Origin of the sequence: Chroococcus sp. FPU101, assembly GCF_017312365.1 — a bacterium.
Taxonomy (GTDB): Bacteria; Cyanobacteriota; Cyanobacteriia; order Cyanobacteriales; family Microcystaceae; genus Chroococcus.
The window spans coordinates 246,357-265,917 of sequence record NZ_BLJI01000002.1; the positions used below are offsets into that span (position 1 = coordinate 246,357).

Below are 19,561 nucleotides of genomic sequence, written 5' to 3' on the forward strand. Positions count from 1 at the left end.
CGTATCATTTTTAGTTTCTACTGTACAATGCAGACTGTAGTTATCTCCCCATGTTATGAAGTCTCCCGATATTTTAGCTCTTGACTTTGATGGTGTAATTTGTGATGGTCGTCGTGAGTATTTTCGTTCAGGATGGCTAACTTATTGTCAGGTTTGGAGTCCGTCTAATTTTACACCACCTATCGGGTTAAGCGATCGCTATCTTCATCTTGCCCCAGTTATTGAAGTCGATGTGGATGTACCGCTTTTAGTTCGTGCTTTAATGTTAGATCTTCGTGAAGAACAAATCCTACAAAATTGGTACGAAATTAAGACAAAAATTTTAGAACAAGATCAGATTCATAAAGAAACACTAAATACAGAATTTGCCCGTCTTCGAGATGAGTGGCTCACTCAAGATTTCGATAATTGGATGAGTTATCAACCATTTTACCCTGGTGTGAAAGAGCGTTTAGAGCAATTTTTAGCAAGTTCCGTCAAATTAGTTATTATCACGAATCGTTTACAGCGTTTTGCGCTAAAATTATTAGAAGCCGAAGGAATCACACTACCCGCAGAACAAGTATTTGGCAAACAAGGCGAACGTCCAAAATATCAAGTTATTCAAAGTTTATTAGCCGAGAAAGAACAAACGATCTGGTTTGTCGAAGATCATGTCAGAGCCTTATATTTAATAGAGCAACAAAGCGATTTAAAAGATGTCAGTCTTTTTATCGCAAATTGGGGATTTAATACCCATACTGTGCGTCAAAAAATTCGCTCATCAGATACCCGTATTAAAATTATTTCTTTAGAACAATTTAAACAAGATTTTACAGCTTGGGTTTAATAGTGTTGAATCGTCAGTTTTATCAACTCTTATTTCTAAGTATGATAGTTGGAGCGATCGCTGGATTGCTCATGGCGTTATTTGAATTCTGTTTTCAACATAGTCAAGATTTTATACTACAAACGATTCCCAAACTAATCGAGCCAAAATATCCTTTCATTACACCTTACTGGGCCTTAATTGTTGCGCCTCTGGGTGGTTTACTCGTTGGTATTAGTGTACATCTATGGGGTGATATTCCCATCGGTTTTGAAAGCTCACTCTCACAAATCGCCCAACGAGGACGAGTTGAGTATCAAGGAATGTTAGCTATTTTTTTTCAAGGGTTAATAGCTCTTTCGTTTGGGGGTGCAGTCGGGCCAGAGGGGCCATTTTCATATCTTACCTCTGGGATTGGGAGTTGGTTTAGCGATCGCATCAAAGCTAATCCAGAAAAGACTGCCACATTAACCATAGCGGGACTCAGTGGAATGCTCGGCCCCTATTTTAAATCCCCGTTTGGCAGTACGTTAATCATGCTCGAACAACCCCACAAACAAGAACATCAAACCTATATTATGCTCTTGATTCCGTCTGTTTTGGCGGCCATAAGTGCCTTGTGTGTCTTCCGTCTCTTAGTCGGGTTGCTCTATGCTAATGATTATCGATTTCCCAGTTATGAGGGTGCTGTTTTACTCCAAGTACCTAACGGTCTTCTTGTGGGAATTACGATCGGACTATGGCTAAAGTATGTTAAAGGAACCTTAACCCATCGAGTAGAATACTTATTCACCCCACTAAAAAACCGCAAAATTTTAAGAGGATTTTTGGGTGGATTAGGATTAGGAATTCTGGCGATGATTACGCCCTATGCTTTGGGTTCGGGTGAGGGGGATACGGCGAATTTGGTACGTTCAGCCACTCAACTGGGTGCGCCAATGGTGTTTGTAATTGCTTTCATTAAGCTGTTGGCTAATGTTATATGTATGGCGTGTGGATACAAAGGCGGTAATTTTTTTCCGATCCTATTTTCCTGTGTCAGTCTAGCAATGGCGATGAGTCTTATTTTACCTTTTCTACCAGCATCGATCGCTGCTTCTTCTGCTATGGTCGCTGGATTAACGGTGATCACTAAAACACCAATTGCTGTAGTGATTCTATTGAGTGGAGTCATTCCAGCAAATCTGACTCCTATTGTAGCAATTGCTGCGATCGCTAGTTATATTACGATCAGTACAAATATCAACGAAAGTGCATGAGCAATATTGCTAGGTCATCAACTTGGCTACCTTTGCGCCGCTCTTTATTCCGCGATCGCTGGATTGCTTTGATTATCTCCAGTGTCGGAACTTGGATGCAGGATACGGCGGGAACTTGGTTAATGACTTCCCTGACGACTTCACCGCTTTTAATTGCTTTGATGCAAACCGCCGCGACTTCACCTGTACTTCTGTTGGGACTTCCCGCAGGTGCTACAGCCGATATTTTTGATCGTCGCAAGTTGTTAATATTCTGGCAAGGTTGGATGCTGGTCACAGCCTTGATTCTGAGTGGTTTGACTTTAAATGGTTTAATGAGTCCCTGGTTACTCTTGTCACTAACATTTTGCTTGAGTTTAGGGGCGGCGATGAATAATCCTGCATGGCAAGCCATTGTTCCAGAATTAGTTCCTCGTTCGGAATTACCTGCAGCGATCGCTCTTAATAGTGTGGGTTTTAATTTAGCCCGTGCTTTAGGCCCTGCCTTGGGTGGGTTAGTGCTTGCGGGTTTTAGCCAAGTGAATCAAGGTGTGGGGTTTGTTTTTGCGATCAATGCTCTTTCGTTTATTGCGGTTATTTATGTTCTATATCAATGGCACCGTCAGCCGATTTTTATCAGTGCATTACCGACAGAACGACTACTTAGCTCGATCCGAACAGGACTACGGTATGTGAATTATACACCCACCATCAAAGCTATTTTTATTCGCTCTTTGGCTCAAATGAGTTGTTTTAGTGCGATGTGGGCGTTATTAGCGGTGGTGGCGCGACAATACCTTAAACAAGGTGCGATGAGCTACGGTATTCTCAACGGTTGTATTGGCTTGGGGGCGATTCTAGGTGCTGTGTTGCTCCCTAAGCTCCGTCAACGTTTGTCAGCCGATGCACTGCTGGTCATTTCGGCGTTAATCTGTAGTGCGACGCTGTTAATCATGGCTTATGTTCATAATCTCCCGATTTTGATGAGTTTTTTAGTAATTGCTGGAATCGCTTGGATCAGTACCACTTCAACTTTAAATATTGCTGTCCAACTTTCGGTCGCTCCTTGGGTACAAGCGCGGACGTTGGGCGTTTATCAAATGGTTTTTCAAGGAGGGTTGGCTTTAGGGAGTTTGGTTTGGGGTCTTGTTGCTGAAGAATATGGCACGACGATCGCTTTAGTCTGTGCTGCTGTGGGTTTAATTGCGGGATTACCTCTGGCTTGGCGTTATCGTCTGACGACAGGTGGAAAATCTGATTTAACTCCTTCACTCCATTGGACTGAACCCCAAGTGATGATTGAATTAAACCCCGAACAAGGGCCAGTTTTAGTGACTGTTGAATATCGGATTAATCCTAATGATGCTGAGGAATTTACAAAAGCGATTCACCAATTAAGATTAATTCGGCTCCGCGATGGGGCGATCCGTTGGGGTGTTTTCCAAGATATTACGGATGCGTCGCGTTTTGTCGAAACTTTTGTGGTTGAATCTTGGTTAGAACACCTCCGTCAACACGAACGATTTACGAAAAGCGATCGCTTAATTCAACAGCAAGTTAGAGCTTTTCATCAAGGTGGAATTCCCTTGACATCTCACATGATTTATGCTAAACCATCTAACTGACCAGTGTTGGTAAGATTTTTCTAACGCGAAAGCCTAATAAGGTAAAGGATTGAGCAATATTTGATACGGCGATCGGTTCTGTTTTTTCCCATTGTTCATGAGAGGTAAAAAGAACACCTAACACGCTTAAAGGCACTTGTAAAAATAGATGACTCACTAAAAAAGCGATTCCCGCAATCAGTAAACCAATAATTCGCCACTGAGGTAAAAAAGCCGCCGCAGGGGTGGCAATGGGAGCAAGTTTATAAGGAAGCCAAATGCTCACCGTCATAATTAAAGACCCGATGACTGTAATTACGCGGTGTTTTTGACTTTTAAATAAACTCAAAATTCGTAATTGTTCAAGAGTGAGAAGATCAGGTTTGAGGGCGACAAACAATAAGCTAAAGATGTCAAAGGGTTTCTGCCACTGCATCCAAGCAATAGGAGCGATCGCCACAATCCATAAAAAAATTACCTCTAACCAATAGCCAGGTAACGGCTCACCAACCGCAAGACCTAACCAAGCAATTTGTAATAACAGTGGAAATGCAGCAATTCCAGCTAAATGAATCCACAAAAAAGGCTCAGAACGAAAAGAAGACATATTAATACTAAAAATCCCTAGTCCTCTTTATTTTAGGAGAAGACTAGGGAGTGTGAAAGTTAAGATTAAACTGATAAAGTACGACGCTTCATCACCATTTCATAGGCTTCAATCAGATCACCTTCTTGCCAAGTATTAAATTTAGCTAAGCCAACACCACATTCATAACCAGCATTGACTTCTCTGGTGTCTTCTTTCATCCGTTTTAAAGAATCAAGGTTGCCTTCGTGAACAATCTCGCCTTTGCGACGGACTCTGAGCATACGGTTACGAACCAGTTTACCCGACAAGACGTAACAACCTGCGACGGTACCGCGTCCTACTGGGAAGACGGCGCGTACTTCTGCTTGTCCAAGAGGTTCTTCAACCTGTTCTGGATCAAGTAATCCTTCCATTGCGCCTTGAATGTCATCAAGCAGTTTGTAAATGATGTTGTATTCTCGAATGTCAACACCCTCTCGATCAGCCGCCGCCCGCGAACCACTGGCTAAAGTGGTATTAAAGCCAACAACTACCGCACCACTCGCCGCAGCTAGGTCTACATCTGTTTCAGTGACTTCACCCGGCGCCGCAAGGAGTACTCTAATTTGTACTTCTTTTTGTGGCAGTTGGTTCATGGCGTTTACAATTGCTTCTACAGAACCTTGTACGTCTGCTTTGAGGATCAAATTGAGTTCTTTGAGCTTACCTTCTTGAGCTTGCGCAGAAATGGTACTCAGAGTAACACGCCGCGTTGATAGGGCTTGCTGTAATCGAGTCTGACGCTTATCATCAGAACGATCTTCGGCAGTTGTTCTCGCTTCTTTATCACTGCTAAAGACATCAAATTCATCACCCGCCGCAGGTACATCACCGAGTCCTAGAACCTCAACTGCAAAAGATGGGCTTGCTGCTTCAACTTTTTCGCCTCGGTCATCGATCATGGCGCGAATTTTACCGAAAACGGAACCCGCTACGATCAGATCTCCGACTCGCAATGTTCCATTTTGAACCAGTAGGGTCGCTACAGGGCCTCTGGTGCGATCAAGATGAGCCTCAATTACAGTTCCTTTCGCGGGACGATTTGGGTTAGCAGAAAGTTCGCCAACTTCTGAAACGAGGACAATCATTTCGAGGAGCGTATCTAAATTTTCTCCTTTTAAAGCACTGACAGGAACCATAATGGTATCACCGCCCCATTCTTCAGGAACTAAGCCCTGTTCGGATAGTTCTTGTTTAATTCGGTCTGGATTAGAGTCTAGTTTATCAACTTTGTTAATGGCGACGACAATCGGAACACCTGCTGCTTTAGCATGGCTAATCGCTTCACGGGTTTGAGGCTGTACCCCATCATCAGCCGCAACTACAAGAACGGCAATATCAGTAACCCTCGCTCCTCTAGCACGCATCGCGGTGAAGGCTTCGTGTCCTGGGGTGTCTAGGAAAACGATTTGCTGAGGTTGGCCTTCGTGTTCAATATCAACGTGATAGGCTCCGATGTGTTGGGTAATTCCTCCCGCTTCTCCCTGTGCTACTTTGGTCTTACGAATTGAGTCAAGGAGAGTCGTTTTACCATGATCGACGTGACCCATAATCGTTACGACGGGCGGACGGATCTGGAGATTATCGAGATCGGCAATATCGATCATCTCTGTTGTTTTCGTCGCTGCTGCTTTTTCTTGTTCTGTTTCGACACTGATTTCAAAGTCAGCCGCAATCATTTTGATCGTTTCTTGATCAAGCGTTTGCGTAATATTAACAGGAACCCCTTTAAAGAAAAGATTTTTAATGATTTCTGTTTCAGGAACTTTCATTAACTCGGATAGACCCCGAACGGTTAATGAACTATTTAAAGTGATCGACTCTGGACGTTTTTCTTCTTTGTTGTCTTGTCGATCGTTTTTGCTCCGTGAATTGCTGCTCTCTGACTTAGATGAGGGTTTTTTCGGTTTATTGGCAGTACTGAGGGTGGCGACGGCGGGGGCTTTCGGCGTTCCCGAGTTGGGTTTGGGTGGACGTGCGATCGACAAGCTGATACTAGCGGCGGCTTGAGCGGCTGCGAGATCAGCATCAAGATCATCATCGTCTTCATCAAAGAGAACTTGCGATCGCCGTTTATTTTTACCTGTTTTACTTGCTTTGCCAGTTTTGGATTTATCTTCTTTATCGTCTTCTCCATCTTCCCATTCTTGACGTTTGCCCTGACGAATTGGGGCCGCCATTTTCTTCGGTTTTTGTTTGGGTTTACCTGATAGATCCGTTAAAAGATCATCTGCATCATCGAGCGGTACATCAATTTCTTCTGGTTCTTCACCTGCTAGGTCGTCTAGATCCGTTGCTTGAATTTTTGCTGGAACTTGAGGACGTGCGGGACGCTTAAGCTCTACTGGAGCTTTTGCTATTTCTGTAACTTTTCTTTCTCTATCTTTGAGTTGATCCCGATCTCGATCCTTCGGTTTAAGCTGTACTTCTAGCCCTCCTTTGTCCGCAATTTTTCTTTCTGGTGCGTTCTGGGTTTTGATACTTGGCGCACCAACTCTAATCGGTTTGTCTGATTGAGGTTTGGGACGCGAATCTAGCTTAAGTCCTGGGCGACTTGGGCTGGTGCGTTCTGGTGGCTGTACAGTTTTTTGATCTGAGATTGCCGCAGGAGAAATCGGTGTAGTAGAAGGGCTTTCTGATGGCGATTTGGCATTTTTCTGAGGGGCAATTGGCTGAAGTGGTTTTCTTTCAGCTTGAATCACTGGTTTACTGTCTCTACTGTTATTAGATGGTAACTTTTCTGCAGGGGTTTGCACCTGCTCGTCAAATTCTACAGCCTCGGATTCGACAGCATCGAGATTAATTGCATCGGCAGATTTTAGGGAATTCGGTTCGACAGGCTTAGATGGGGGATTACTAGATGGTGAATTTAATGAAGCTGCCACCGTCGGACGTGAAGGAGCGACCAAGGCGGGTGCGGTACTCGTTTCTTGTCCCTGCGTTGGGGAATTCGGACGATTATTTTTATAGTGAACGGCTAGGATTTGCTGTTTTTTTTCTGCTGATGCACCATGTGACCCTTCATTGGAAGGGTTGCCATGAGCTTTGCCGTGATTTGGGTTCTGTGCTTGTTTGGCGGCCACTGATTTTATGCGATCGGCTTCTGATTCAGTTATGGTACTACTATGACTTTTCACTGAGATGTTTAACTGTTCACAAATATCTAAAATATCTTTGTTCTCCAAGTTCAACTCTTTTGATAGCTCGTATATTCTCACTTTTGACGAATTACTCATCCAATATCCCCCTGCTTAAGTATAAATGATTTTAACTCCTGTGAATATCTTTCGCTGTCATTTTTTTATATTTTGTTGATTTTCAGCTTTCGTGTTTTGACTAAAATTGTTTGCTATTTCTATCCTAACGATTTTTGGGGATGTTTATGGAATGATTCATCAAGTTGTTGCTCTTTCGAGACGCTCCTGTAAAACTTGGTAAAGATCATTGGGAATGGGTGCTTTTAAAGCTCTTTGCAGGCGGTTTTTCTGGCGTGCGTTCATTAGACAATTCTGTGTAGGACACAAATAGGCTGAACGCCCCATCCCCTGATCTAATTGTACTTGCCCCGATGGATACACCCGAACAATTCGCCAAAAAGAGGTTTTCGGGGCAATTTTACGACAACTCAAACAGCGACGAATATTACTTGGCATCAGGAGAATTCATGAGGGCTAATTCTAGATTCTCTTATTCTAATTCGGATTCTTCGTCATCTTCAGAGGCTAACACTGGACTGGCACTGGCTACCACACCGACCTTAGTGCTGGCTGTATTTTGTTTTTGTTGAGCTTCTGCTTTATGAATCGCGGCATCTTTGATATCAATTTTCCAACCCGTTAGACGTGCGGCTAGACGGACGTTTTGTCCTTCTTTCCCAATGGCTAAACTTAGTTGATCTTCTGCCACCAAGACTAAGGCGTGACGTTCATCGGGGTTGCTCAGAACAACTTGATCAACTCTAGCAGGACTTAGAGCATTAGCAATATACGTTGAGGGATCTGGCGACCAACGAATCACGTCAATTTTTTCGCCGCGCAATTCATTAACGACGGCTTGAATGCGCGATCCTCTAGCTCCAATACAGGCCCCAACAGGATCAACATCTCTTTCTAAGGTATCGACGGCGATTTTGGTACGAGAACCGACGGATCGAGATGGCGGGTTTGCTTCTCTGGCTACGGCAACGATCCGCACGACTTCTTCTTCTATTTCTGGGACTTCGTTGGCAAAAAGATAGACCACTAAGCCTGCTGCCGCACGAGAAATAATTAATTGAGGCCCACGATGGGAACCTTCTCGAACTTTTTTCAGTAAGACTTTAAAAGTCGCATTGGCTCGATAGTTATCGTTAGGCAGTTGTTCGCGTTTGGGTAGTTCGGCCTCGACTTCGGGTTGACCGTAGGTACTTTGAACGGACATAATTACTGCTTGACGTTCAAAGCGTAGAACTCTAGCTTGTAGAACGGTGCCGTCTAAATCTTGGAATTCTTCTTGAATGATTTTCCGTTGTTGATCTCGCAGTTTTTGTAGAAGGACTTGTTTGGTTTGAATGGCTGCCATCCGCCCAAATTCTTTTTGATCGGGGGTGACATCTAATACTACTTCGTCGCCTAGTTGAGCTTCGGCTACGTATTCTTGTACTTCTTTTAAAGCAATTTGATGATCGGTGTCGCTAACACTTTCAACGATTTTTTTAGTTGAAAGAATACGGAAGCTTTCGTCATCAATATCGAGTTCTACATCAAAGTTATCAAAGTATTCATCGTTAAATTGCCCCTTTTCCATGTTTTGCGCCCGACGATAGCGTTCATATCCTTTAAGGAGGGCTTCTCTTAAAGAGTCTTGGACAGCCGAACGAGGAAGATTATGGCGTTGGCTAATTTCTTCTATCATGTCTTTGAGTCCGGGCAGGCTAAAGCTGGGCATAGGCAAGTTCTCCTTAATATTTTTTTAATTAACGGTTGGCATCTAATTGGACTTTTAGAACCAGATCGCGGGGAATTGCGATCGCTCGTCCTTTTTGGTTGATATAAATTGCTGTTTCATCTTTGCTTTGAAGGTTTCCTCGCCATTCTTTTTGCCCTTCATAGGGGGGCTCTGTGGTTAGGATGACGGCAAATCCTTTAAAAGCGATAAACTCACGATCACTGGTTAATTGTCGAGATGTCCCTGGGCTGGAGATTTCTAGTACATATGCTCCTGGAATCAATTCCAAGGTATCTAGAGTTGCTTCTAAATTACGACTCATCCGCTCACAATCTTCTAAACCTGTATCGCTGCTAAGGTTGCGAATGTCAACCCGCAGGACTGGTGGACGCTTATTGGTATGAAACACAATTTCGACCACTTCTAACCCCAGTGAAAGAGCGATCGGTGTTGCTACGTTTATAATTTGAGGAATTAATGGATGAGTCATGGACAAAAAGCAATTAAACAAAAAGCAATAAAAAAAGCGGGTTAACCCGACTTCCCTTGTGACGAACGACCTAGTAACTTTGGTGATTTGGGCAAGCGATCATTCAAGCGCACCGCTATGCGGATCTCTTTGAGATCGCTTCCTTCTAGGATAACAAATTTTTATCTAAGCGAATCAAATTTCTTTTTCGTTATTGATTAAATGTCAGAACGACGAATGAGTGTGGGTTCAACCAAAGTTAAATCTCTCCCTTGTTCTCTTAAAATGCGGGTTTGCTCGAAAATCACTTCTAAATCTTCAGCCGATAAAGGTTTAACGTAATTAATCTTAAACTCTTCTAAAAACTCAGTCACTAAGGATTCTAATTGATTAATCCGCTCTTTTCCTTGTAATTCTTTGCTTAATTCTTGATTAAAGGTCTGCAACAATCGTTCAAATAATCGATTAGCTTTGGCATCTTCTTTAGTCATTTGAATTAAAGTTTCAGAAAAAGCTTGATAGAAATGGGATGAGAATTGCTCACCCATCTGATTTTCTAAATTCTTCATGCCCGGCCATTTTTGTAAGCTTTGATACATCGCGGATTTAGCCAGAGCCTTTTCAAAATTATATTTTAGGAGTGCTTCGGCATCTGGCTTAATTTTAGGGAGAACTTTGTGTACGGTAGTTTGAAAGATAATTTTTAAAATTTCTGCAATTTCATTACGCTGATTATCCAACAGATGATTCTGTTGATAACGCTGCTTAATAAACTTTTGGATATCTCCTTGACCAATTGAGCTTTGTATTTGATTAATGACTCTAATAACGACAACTTGTACTAAATCTTCAGCAAAACTAGACACAAAGCCTTGACTAAATTGCCGTTGTATTGTTTTTAAATTAAAAAATTTAGCGTGATTGAGCCGAATCATTAAAGGTATAATTCTTAAAAAACGCCAGAAGGGAAGAAATAAAAAGACATCATACCAACGCCAGAACATAGCATCAGTCCAAGTCACGGCTAAGTAATGACGAGAGATAAGCCGAGTTCGCCAAAGAAATTCGAGAAAAAAGAAAGTAATAAAAGGCAGATCTAAAAGATAAAAATAATCGATTGGTTGACCATTTCCATCAAGGGAACGAAAATAGAGAGTTTGCATTAAAGGACTAATTTGCTGCTCAAAAAATTCTAATTCTTGGCTAATTCCTTGTTGTTGAAAATAGTCACTACTCCAAAAAACTCTAAATGCTGCCTCAGCCGAAGCTTGATTACTTCCGTAAATATGTTGACTCATCCGATTGTTAATGATCTCTAGGGAGCGATTTTGATGGACAACTTCTAAAGAATTTAACTGGAGCATTTCAGCAGTTAAATTTCTTAAATCAGCAAAAATTTCTTCACTATCTTCGGTTTTTTCTGCATCGATTTGTTTTAATTGATTAACTTTATTGAGATAATCTACGGTCGTTTGATAAGGTTCAATTCCTTTTATCCAATCATATTGATCTGTGACTCGAAAAGGAAGAACTTTAAGAGGATGAGTTGGAAAATTGATACTAGAATTAGGAATGTTATAATTAAGTTGAATTTGTCCTAGCTGCCAAAAATCATGAAAGGGAATATAACTTAAATCGAATAAAACTAAGAGATAATTTAATAAAATCACAATTACCATTATTTTCTCGTACCAGAGATTAAGACGGCTTTTAGGCTTAGATTTTGATTGAAGAGTCAGGGTGGCAGTCATAGATTTAGTGAAGAGAAGTTAAGGATTATTTTCAGCATAATTTTGAGTGTGAATAAATCATATCCATCTAAAGTTAATCCTTAACCTCAACATAAAGCTATATTTACCAGTAATTGTTGGTTATTCAGTTCACACCTTATATTAAATCTGTCATAAAGTAGATTTTTATCAAGGTACGTCTTTAAGAATAATTTAAAGAATTGATTTCTTTGAGCCATTAAAAAAGAGGGTTTGCTTGCCAAACCCCCACATATTAAAAGAATTCTATTTCTACGGATTTAGGGCAAATTATCCCCATCCTACCGACTAAACGGCTTTTTCACTTTGTAATTTGATTTCAATTTCTTCTAAAATAGGTGTGAGACTGCGATTTAACCAGCCAGAGCGAAGTAATTCCGCATAAGTATCGGCTTCGACATCCAGCATTGTTCTTTTATATTGTTCTTCAGCAAGAGTGCGTAGTTTTGGATATTCTTGCCGCATAGTTTTAATTTTTTCTTCAAGACCTTGTAATTCTACTTCGACTAACTTGCTTTGATAGCTCCGAAATTCTGGATCAAGATCGGGAAATTCGTCAACAGAATCCACCATTGATTGTTTCACCCGTTGTAGTGCAATTCGACGAGCTAACATTTGAGTGTATTCTTGACGTAACGGTTGATCACCAACCAAATTGAGTGTTTTCATCAGTGTTTGCATACTCAAACCTTGTACTAACAAAGTAAAGAGAACGAAACCGAAAACGATATTAATGAGTACGTCTCGTCCGGGCAAGGTTTCAGGTATACTCAAAACGAGAGCAATCGGAATCGCACCTCTTAACCCACCCCACCAGAGGGCTGTTTGTTCAGGTAAAGTTATTTTACTTTTACTGAATGCGTTACTAACTAAACCCAAACCAAAAACGCTAATTAAACGCCCAATAGTAGCCGCAGCGATCGCAATACCAATTAAACCTAAATGACTAGCAAGACTATCGTAACGAATCTGGGTACCGATTAGTAAAAAGATAATCGAGTTGAGAAAAAAGGCTAGAAATTCCCAAAATTCGGTTACTACAAGACGGGTACGCGGACTCATACCAACTTGTGAGCCAAAATTACCTAAAATCATACCCACCACCACAACGGCAATGACACCAGAACCGCCGAGATGTTCAGCAACAAGATATGAGCCATAAGCGGAAACTAAGGTTAGAGATTGTTCAACTAAAGGTAGATCAAAACGTTGTGTCAGATAAGATACGCCAAAACCGACTACAAGACCAATAGCTAATCCAACACTGACAAACGTTAAAAAACGAGCTACAGTACCACTGAGAGTAAAAGCCTCTGTTCCCAAACAGATATCAAGTAGTAGAACAAAAGCTACAATTGCCACCCCATCATTTAATAAACTTTCTCCCTCTGTCACCGCTTTTAAGCGTGGATTAGCCCCTAAATCTTTAAATAACGCAACCACCGCAACGGGATCAGTTGCTGAAAGACCTGCACCAATTAAAAGCGCGACTGGCAAAGAAAAAGCAGTCAATTGATTTAAGGCAACGCCCACTAAGAGCGTACTAACCACTACCCCAATCGTGGCATACAGCACAATAGGTAGCGAATACTCTTTAAATTCTCGCCAAGAGAAGTTCCATGCTGCTTCAAATAATAAAGGCGGCAAGAAAATTTCTAAAATTAATTGTGGTGAAAGAGAAACTAAACGAACATTAATAAACGCGAAACCCAGTCCCACAATCACTAGGAGTAGAGTATAGGGGAATCTACGAAACCAAGGAAATAGAGGAGATCTAGAGATTGCGGCGACACTTAAAGACACTGATAAAACAATCAAGAATTGCTCTAAATTATTCTCTATCGCTTCACTAGCGGTAGCTTCTAAACTCATTTTTTATACCTTTAGATAGATACATTTTGATCGTGCTATTGATTGTGGCATACTCCAGTAAGCAGATGCTATAAATTTCAAAAAGGTTTCAGATTCAAGATCTAAATACTGAATTTCTGTATAAATGATTATGGTTTAGACACTTCAGCTTTTTGTACGATAGGTTAGTAAAAAATCAGAGTAAATTACTCAATACATTGTATTGACCATAACAATTCATCTTCTCAACATTGGTGGAAATGCGAGCGTTTTGGCGTTCAATTTTTAAAAATCTTAGACTTGGCTACTTTGGAGAACCGAAAATGTTTGATGATCTTTTACCCCCATTGAATGACCACAATTTACCTTATCCCGACACGATACACCCGATTGTGGTTCATTTTGTGATTGCGATGGTCTTATTTGCTTTTATTTGCGACTTAATAGGTTATTTTACCCAAAATACTCGTTTGTATGAGGTAAGCTGGTGGAATATGCTTTTTGCTACCATTTCCATCTTTATAGCGATTATTTTTGGGCAAACTGAAGCAGGTTTAGCACAACCCTACGACGCGGTTAAACCTGTTCTGAACTTGCATACCCTCATCGGTTGGTCACTTTCAGCCATTTTAGCTACGATTACAGGATGGCGGTTTATTTTACGTTCTCGTGACCCGCAAAAAGTACCTGTCAGTTATTTGGCGGTGAGTGTATTACTGGTAGGAGTTGTGTGTTTTCAAGTTTATCTAGGTGATGAACTCGTCTGGGTTTATGGACTCCACACCGTTCCAGTCGTTGAAGCGATCAAAGAAGGTACATTGTAATGAATACAGAATTGATTGATCAATTAACCCCATCGGTTGGAGCCAATGGTTTACCCTACCATATCCCGATCCATCCTAACCTAGTTCATCTGACGCTCGGTTTATTTATTATTGGGATTGCTTTTGATATTGCGGGTGCCTTGTTCCCTTTTCAAAAACCGATTTTCAAGTTTTTGGCTTTAACCGCGACTCGTTCCAACTTTTTTGATGTTGGTTGGTACAATGTACTTGCCGCCGCAATTATCACCTTTTTTACGGTTGCTAGTGGCTTTTATGAAATGTTGTTAGCCACCCCGTCTTATGATGTGGTGAGTGCCTGGGGACTGCACGCGCTAGATACGATGATCTGGCATGGCTTAGGAGGTGTATTGTTACTCACCCTCATTGTAGGGATGGCCGTTTGGCGTGGCTTTCAGCGTTACGCGTGGCGACAAGAGCGAGGACGACAAGTTCAGTGGAGTTATCTGATAGCAGGTCTATTTATTCTACTTCTGATGTTTCTTCAAGGTACATTAGGCGCACACCTAGGCGGCGAATTTGGTGTACACGTAACGGCTGATTATCTGTTGCGTTCTGGAGAAGATCCTAATTCAATACTTAAGTAACTAATCATGAGAACTAAAGATATTATATTCTTGATTTTTTTGGCTATTGTTCTAGCTTTGATTAGTTGGGCAATGGCGATCGCTTCTTATTCTTGGCTTCCTCCCCAAGCTGCTGCCGAGTCTAAACTAATTGACGATCTTTTTGCTCTTTTTGTTTTTTTGGGTAGTTTTATTTTCTTTGCGATCACGGGAACCATTCTTTACTTACTTTTTACCCGAAGCGTGAGCCGTTTTGATATCAGTGATGGGCCGCATATTGAAGGCAATATCCCTTTAGAAATTGTCTGGACAGCGATCCCAGTTGTTTTAGTGTTGTTCCTTGCCTCGTATAGTTACAAAACCTATGAGCAAATGGCAATACGGGGCCCGATGGATCTGGTTCATTTAGATATGCCTGGCATGGAAAGTGCTTATGCGGCCCCATTAAAAGATCAACCTGTTGAAGAAATAGAAGTACACTCTAAACAGTGGGCTTGGACATTTTATTATCCTCAAGCAAAGGTTACAAGTTCCGAATTACACGTCCCTAAAGATCAACGAGTGCGTTTAAAAATGCAAACCGATGATGTGATTCATGGTTTTTATGTCCCTGCTTTTCGCCTCAAGCAAGACATTATTCCTAATAAAATTATTGACTTTGAATTTACTCCTATCAAAGAAGGTTCTTATCGCATTAATGACTCTAATTTTAGTGGTACTTATTTCGCCATTATGCAGAGTCAAGTTGTGGTCGAACCCTCTCAAACCTATGAACAATGGTTAGCTGATATGGCGACTCATCCGCTAGTCCCTGCACAAAACCAAGCTTATAAAGAATATGCCATCCGTTCTAAACCTGGCATCAAAACAGGATGGCCAACAGTAGCTCCTGCTGAACCCCCAATGGTGAATAGCTCGAATAATTAAAAGGAATCTTATTTATGACTAATGCTCCAGTAGAAGGACTTGATCAGATTGTCAATAAATTAAAAAATAAACCCGCGTCTGAGTGGCGACCTTATTTTAGTTTTAGCACCGATCATAAAGTGATCGGAATCCAATATCTAGTCACATCCTTCGTTTTCTTCCTCATTGGTGGTTTATTGGCGATGGTCATTCGCGCCGAACTGATTACACCCGATGCTGATGTGATTAGTCGAGCACTATATAACAGTATGTTTACCATGCACGGGACGGTGATGATCTTTTTGTGGATTTTTCCGTCTTTGGTTGGTCTTTCTAATTATCTCGTTCCTCTGATGATTGGGGCGCGAGATATGGCGTTTCCTCGCTTAAATGCGATCGCTTTTTGGCTCGTTCCAGTGTTCGGTATTCTCCTACTTTCTAGTTATTTGTTACCCAGTGGTACGGCTCAAGCGGGGTGGTGGTCATATCCTCCTGTCAGTATCCAAAATCCGTCAGGAGATTTAATTAATGGTGAATTCATCTGGATTTTAGCGGTTGCGATTTCGGGCGTTTCTTCGATTATGGGAGGCGTGAACTTTGTCGCAACAATCTTTAAAATGCGTGCCCCTGGGATGACTTTTTTTAGAATGCCTGTTTTTGTCTGGACAGTCCTAAGCGCACAATTACTTCAGCTAACCGCCCTCCCTGCCCTCACTGGAGGCGCGATTATGTTACTCTTTGATCTCTCACTGGGAACAAGCTTTTTTAACCCCGCAACAGGTGGTAGTCCAGTCCTATACCAGCATTTTTTCTGGTTTTATTCCCATCCTGCGGTTTATGTGATGGTTCTGCCCGTTTTAGGTGTTTTTTCGGAAATACTGCCCGTATATTCGCGTAAACCTCTATTTGGTTATCGAATTGTCGCGGTATCATCGTTACTGATTTCGATTGTGTCGATTTCCGTCTGGGTACATCATATGTATGCGAGTGGTACCCCTAGCTGGATGCGAATGCTGTTTATGTTTACAACGATGTTGGTTGCTGTTCCTACTGGCATTAAGATTTTTGCTTGGACGGCAACTCTCTGGGGTGGCAAAATACGTCTACAAACGCCGATGCTGTTTGCTTTAGGCGCGATTATTATGTTTTTATTCGCTGGTATCACTGGCGTAATGCTGGCTTCAGTTCCTCTTGATATTCATGTTAATAATACTTATTTTGTGGTGGGACATTTTCACTACATTGTTTATGGCACGATTACGATGGGGATGTTTGCGGCTATCTATCATTGGTTTCCGAAAATGACGGGCAAAATGTACTATGAAGGCTTAGGTCAACTTCATTTTTGGCTTGCTTTTATTGGAACTAATTTGAATTTTTTACCGATGCACCCCGTCGGTTTACAAGGGATGTTGCGCCGTGTTTCCTCGTATCCTCCTGAGTATGCTTTCTGGAATGTTCTGGCGAGTCTTGGCGGTTTTCTCCTTGGGATGTCTACTCTTCCTTTTATCCTAAATATCGTCAGTTCTTGGATTCAAGGGAAAAAAGCACCCGATAATCCTTGGCGAGCGATTGGGTTAGAATGGTTAGTCTCCTCACCGCCACCTGTTGAAAATTTTGAAGAAATTCCGATCGTTATTTCAGTTCCCTATGGCTATGGGAAAACTGAGCCGTTAGTGTCAAATGAAGCGGCACTAAAAGCCGAATAAATTGCCATGGTAGGGGTTTGATTACTCCTACCCCTTTTTTATTACTAGGATCAAACATGGATAGTTCAATTAAGACAGAACCACTACACCACACTGAAGAACATACCCACGATGTTCAAGGAACCAGTCTTTTTGGTTTCATTATTTTTCTGCTGTCTGAAAGCGTCATCTTTTTAAGCTTTTTTGCGGGTTACATTGTTCTGAAAACCACTTCCCCTAGTTGGCTACCTGAAGGAGTCGAAGGACTCGAAACACATGAGCCATTAATCAATACTATTGTATTAGTTTTGAGTAGTTTCGTGATTTATTTTGCCGAAGAAGCCCTTAAAAAAGGCAAGCTCAATCTTTTTCGTGTATTTTGGTTACTCACTTCAGCAATGGGGATTTATTTTCTTGTTGGACAAGCTAAAGAATGGAGTGAACTTAGTTTTGGCTTAACTTCGGGGTCTTTTGGCGGAACCTTTTATCTACTCACAGGTTTTCACGGTTTACACGTCTTAACGGGCATTCTTTTACAGTTTTATATGCTGTTTCGCTCGTTTATTCCGAATAATTACGAGCTAGGCCATACAGGTGTAACGGAAGTTTCCCTATTTTGGCACTTCGTTGATGTGATTTGGATTATTCTGTTTTGTTTAATTTATCTTTGGCAGTGATTAAGAGGAACAACCCATGATTATTGATGATCAGTATTACGACATAATTATTATCGGTACGGGTGCAGGTGGTGGGACTTTAGCTTATAAATTAGCCCCTACTGGCAAGAAAATTTTAGTGCTAGAAAGAGGCGGTTTTATGCCTCTTGAGGAGCAAAACAGAAGTAATGTTGATGTGTTTAAAAAAGAACGCTATCACGCCCCTGAAAGATGGTATGACATTAATGGTGAACCTTTTTCCCCACAAACCAATTATGCGATCGGTGGCAATACTAAAATCTATGGTGCTACGATGATGCGGATGCGTGAACGTGATTTTGAAGCGGTCAATCATCAGGAGGGAATTTCACCAGCATGGGGTCTAAAATATAGCGATTTTGAACCCTATTACACCGAAGCCGAACAACTCTACAAAGTTCATGGAAAAGCTTCAGATGACCCCACAGAACCCCACAGAAGCGCAGATTATCCCTATTCTGCTCTTGAGCATGATCCCCAAGTCAAAGACATCGTAGAGGCACTTTCTAAACAGGGTTTACATCCTGCGTCGCTACCTTTAGGATTAACGCTCCAAAAGGAAGACCCAACCAATGATTCAGAAGTGAGTGGCATTGTTCCAGCCTTAACTCATCCCAATGTAACGGTTAAAACTTCAGCAAAAGTCGTTTGTTTACACACTAACCCGTTAGGACGTGCCATCAAAGCAGTAGAAGCAGAAGTAGCGGGACAATCTTATTTATTTATGGGCGATATTATTGTACTCGCTTGCGGGGCAATTAATTCGGCTGCTTTATTGTTGCGATCGGCTAATGATATTTGTCCCAATGGAGTCGCCAATAGTTCGGGGATGGTTGGGCGTAATTTCATGAAACATCGTATTACATCAGTAGTACAACTCAGTGCTAGACCAAATTCAGGTAAATTTCCCCGTAGTGTAATGATTAACGATTTTTACTGGGGTGATCAAGATTTTCCCTATCCGATGGGACAAGTTCAAAATACTGGAGGACTTCTCCAAGATATTATTTTTGCTGAATCTCCGCCCATCTTATCGGTACTCGCTAAAGTCCTGCCTGGTTTTGGACTTAAACAAATGGCTACCCGTTCTATCGGTTGGTGGGTACAAACCGAAGATTTACCGAATCCCACGAATCGCGTACGAATCGAAGGAGAAAGAATCTATTTAGATTATACGCCGAATAATACAGAAGCCCATGAGCGTTTAGTCTATTTTTGGACAGAAGCCCTCAAAGAAGCCGAAAAAACAACGAATCAACGCGGGGGATTACATCCTTATGGAGAAATGCCGATCTCAGTTGTAGCAAATCAATGTGGTACGTGTCGATTTGGTGAAGATTCTACCACTTCGGTACTCGATCTCAATTGTCGCTCTCACGATGTCGATAATTTATATGTCGTCGATAGTAGTTTTTTCCCATCTAATGCAAGTGTTAGCCCTGCTTTAACCATTATTGCGAATGCGCTTCGGGTTGGTGAGCATTTGATAGAACGGCTCAAATAACAGGGTTCCAATTTAATCCAAACTAAATAACTTAGCTGGCTTTTGAATGGTAAAACGATTAAGATTG

At 41.6% G+C, this 19,561-nt stretch carries 16 protein-coding genes; 9 read left to right on the plus strand and 7 right to left on the minus strand.

The genetic code is table 11. From position 1 onward, the window contains the following. The first annotated feature begins 55 nt into the window (after window positions 1-55). The 3 genes from CFPU101_RS03840 to CFPU101_RS03850 are packed head-to-tail and all read left to right on the plus strand — an operon-like array spanning window position 56 to window position 3,671. Entirely contained in the window at window positions 56-829 is a 774-nt protein-coding gene (locus CFPU101_RS03840; protein ID WP_206814005.1) for an HAD family hydrolase, read from the plus strand. A gap of 5 nt (window positions 830-834) precedes the next feature. Beyond that, the gene (locus tag CFPU101_RS03845) at window positions 835-2,067 is read left to right on the plus strand and encodes a chloride channel protein (RefSeq protein ID WP_206814006.1); all 1,233 of its coding nucleotides are present in this window, start codon (window positions 835-837) and stop codon (window positions 2,065-2,067) included. Next, on the plus strand, window positions 2,064-3,671 hold the full coding sequence (locus CFPU101_RS03850) for an MFS transporter (protein ID WP_206814007.1): 1,608 nt from the start codon (window positions 2,064-2,066) through the stop codon (window positions 3,669-3,671). The genes CFPU101_RS03845 and CFPU101_RS03850 overlap by 4 nt, the downstream gene beginning before the upstream one ends. Here the strand turns inward: CFPU101_RS03850 and CFPU101_RS03855 are convergent. The 7 genes from CFPU101_RS03855 to CFPU101_RS03885 form a co-directional block, all read right to left on the minus strand. Further along, window positions 3,664-4,257: a low-complexity tail membrane protein gene (locus CFPU101_RS03855; RefSeq protein WP_206814008.1), complete on the minus strand. Its 594-nt coding sequence runs from the start codon at window positions 4,255-4,257 to the stop codon at window positions 3,664-3,666. The two genes, CFPU101_RS03850 and CFPU101_RS03855, sit on opposite strands and share 8 nt — an antisense overlap. A 65-nt stretch (window positions 4,258-4,322) precedes the next feature. Continuing rightward, entirely contained in the window at window positions 4,323-7,514 is a 3,192-nt protein-coding gene (gene infB, locus CFPU101_RS03860; protein ID WP_206814009.1) for a translation initiation factor IF-2, read from the minus strand. Window positions 7,515-7,673: 159 nt separating this feature from the next. Continuing rightward, a complete protein-coding gene (locus tag CFPU101_RS03865) occupies window positions 7,674-7,931 on the minus strand; it encodes a YlxR family protein (RefSeq protein ID WP_206814010.1) in 258 nt (85 codons plus the stop codon). Window positions 7,932-7,965: 34 nt separating this feature from the next. Beyond that, a complete protein-coding gene (gene nusA, locus CFPU101_RS03870; RefSeq protein WP_206814011.1) occupies window positions 7,966-9,204 on the minus strand; it encodes a transcription termination factor NusA in 1,239 nt (412 codons plus the stop codon). A gap of 28 nt (window positions 9,205-9,232) precedes the next feature. Continuing rightward, the gene (gene rimP, locus CFPU101_RS03875; protein WP_206814012.1) at window positions 9,233-9,694 is read right to left on the minus strand and encodes a ribosome maturation factor RimP; all 462 of its coding nucleotides are present in this window, start codon (window positions 9,692-9,694) and stop codon (window positions 9,233-9,235) included. A gap of 197 nt (window positions 9,695-9,891) precedes the next feature. Continuing rightward, entirely contained in the window at window positions 9,892-11,424 is a 1,533-nt protein-coding gene (locus CFPU101_RS03880; RefSeq protein ID WP_206814013.1) for a hypothetical protein, read from the minus strand. Window positions 11,425-11,730: 306 nt separating this feature from the next. Next, complete coding sequence (locus tag CFPU101_RS03885) at window positions 11,731-13,314, minus strand: sodium:proton antiporter (RefSeq protein WP_206814014.1); 1,584 nt, start codon at window positions 13,312-13,314, stop codon at window positions 11,731-11,733. Window positions 13,315-13,616: 302 nt separating this feature from the next. On the opposite strand from CFPU101_RS03885, the gene CFPU101_RS03890 reads away from it, so the two are divergent. From CFPU101_RS03890 to CFPU101_RS03915, 6 genes are read left to right on the plus strand one after another with little or no spacing between them, the layout of a single operon-like run. Further along, window positions 13,617-14,117, plus strand: coding sequence for a DUF2231 domain-containing protein (locus tag CFPU101_RS03890; RefSeq protein ID WP_206814015.1), 501 nt, complete (start codon window positions 13,617-13,619; stop codon window positions 14,115-14,117). Next, the gene (locus CFPU101_RS03895; protein WP_206814016.1) at window positions 14,117-14,722 is read left to right on the plus strand and encodes a DUF2231 domain-containing protein; all 606 of its coding nucleotides are present in this window, start codon (window positions 14,117-14,119) and stop codon (window positions 14,720-14,722) included. Before CFPU101_RS03890 ends, CFPU101_RS03895 begins: the two co-directional genes overlap by 1 nt. Window positions 14,723-14,728: 6 nt before the next feature. Continuing rightward, a complete protein-coding gene (locus CFPU101_RS03900; protein ID WP_206814017.1) occupies window positions 14,729-15,628 on the plus strand; it encodes a cytochrome c oxidase subunit II in 900 nt (299 codons plus the stop codon). A gap of 14 nt (window positions 15,629-15,642) precedes the next feature. Further along, window positions 15,643-17,316 (plus strand): cytochrome c oxidase subunit I, encoded by a 1,674-nt coding sequence (gene ctaD / locus CFPU101_RS03905; RefSeq protein ID WP_206814018.1) that lies wholly within the window; start codon window positions 15,643-15,645, stop codon window positions 17,314-17,316. 56 nt (window positions 17,317-17,372) lie between these two features. Next, entirely contained in the window at window positions 17,373-17,972 is a 600-nt protein-coding gene (locus CFPU101_RS03910) for a heme-copper oxidase subunit III (protein ID WP_206814019.1), read from the plus strand. A 16-nt stretch (window positions 17,973-17,988) separates the two neighbouring features. Further along, window positions 17,989-19,494, plus strand: a complete 1,506-nt coding sequence (locus tag CFPU101_RS03915; RefSeq protein WP_206814020.1) for a GMC oxidoreductase — start codon at window positions 17,989-17,991, stop codon at window positions 19,492-19,494. Window positions 19,495-19,561 lie beyond the last annotated feature (67 nt).

What these genes read in the sequence shown, in the direction of transcription:
- CFPU101_RS03840 (WP_206814005.1), top strand. Translation starts at nt 56, where the DNA reads ATGAAGTCTCCCGATATTTTAGCTCTTGACTTTGATGGTGTAATTTGT.
- CFPU101_RS03850 (WP_206814007.1), top strand. Translation starts at nt 2,064, where the DNA reads ATGAGCAATATTGCTAGGTCATCAACTTGGCTACCTTTGCGCCGCTCT.
- CFPU101_RS03855 (WP_206814008.1), bottom strand. Translation starts at nt 4,257, where the DNA reads ATGTCTTCTTTTCGTTCTGAGCCTTTTTTGTGGATTCATTTAGCTGGA.
- infB (WP_206814009.1), bottom strand. Translation starts at nt 7,514, where the DNA reads ATGAGTAATTCGTCAAAAGTGAGAATATACGAGCTATCAAAAGAGTTG.
- CFPU101_RS03865 (WP_206814010.1), bottom strand. Translation starts at nt 7,931, where the DNA reads ATGCCAAGTAATATTCGTCGCTGTTTGAGTTGTCGTAAAATTGCCCCG.
- nusA (WP_206814011.1), bottom strand. Translation starts at nt 9,204, where the DNA reads ATGCCCAGCTTTAGCCTGCCCGGACTCAAAGACATGATAGAAGAAATT.
- rimP (WP_206814012.1), bottom strand. Translation starts at nt 9,694, where the DNA reads ATGACTCATCCATTAATTCCTCAAATTATAAACGTAGCAACACCGATC.
- CFPU101_RS03880 (WP_206814013.1), bottom strand. Translation starts at nt 11,424, where the DNA reads ATGACTGCCACCCTGACTCTTCAATCAAAATCTAAGCCTAAAAGCCGT.
- CFPU101_RS03885 (WP_206814014.1), bottom strand. Translation starts at nt 13,314, where the DNA reads ATGAGTTTAGAAGCTACCGCTAGTGAAGCGATAGAGAATAATTTAGAG.
- CFPU101_RS03890 (WP_206814015.1), top strand. Translation starts at nt 13,617, where the DNA reads ATGTTTGATGATCTTTTACCCCCATTGAATGACCACAATTTACCTTAT.
- CFPU101_RS03895 (WP_206814016.1), top strand. Translation starts at nt 14,117, where the DNA reads ATGAATACAGAATTGATTGATCAATTAACCCCATCGGTTGGAGCCAAT.
- CFPU101_RS03900 (WP_206814017.1), top strand. Translation starts at nt 14,729, where the DNA reads ATGAGAACTAAAGATATTATATTCTTGATTTTTTTGGCTATTGTTCTA.
- ctaD (WP_206814018.1), top strand. Translation starts at nt 15,643, where the DNA reads ATGACTAATGCTCCAGTAGAAGGACTTGATCAGATTGTCAATAAATTA.
- CFPU101_RS03910 (WP_206814019.1), top strand. Translation starts at nt 17,373, where the DNA reads ATGGATAGTTCAATTAAGACAGAACCACTACACCACACTGAAGAACAT.
- CFPU101_RS03915 (WP_206814020.1), top strand. Translation starts at nt 17,989, where the DNA reads ATGATTATTGATGATCAGTATTACGACATAATTATTATCGGTACGGGT.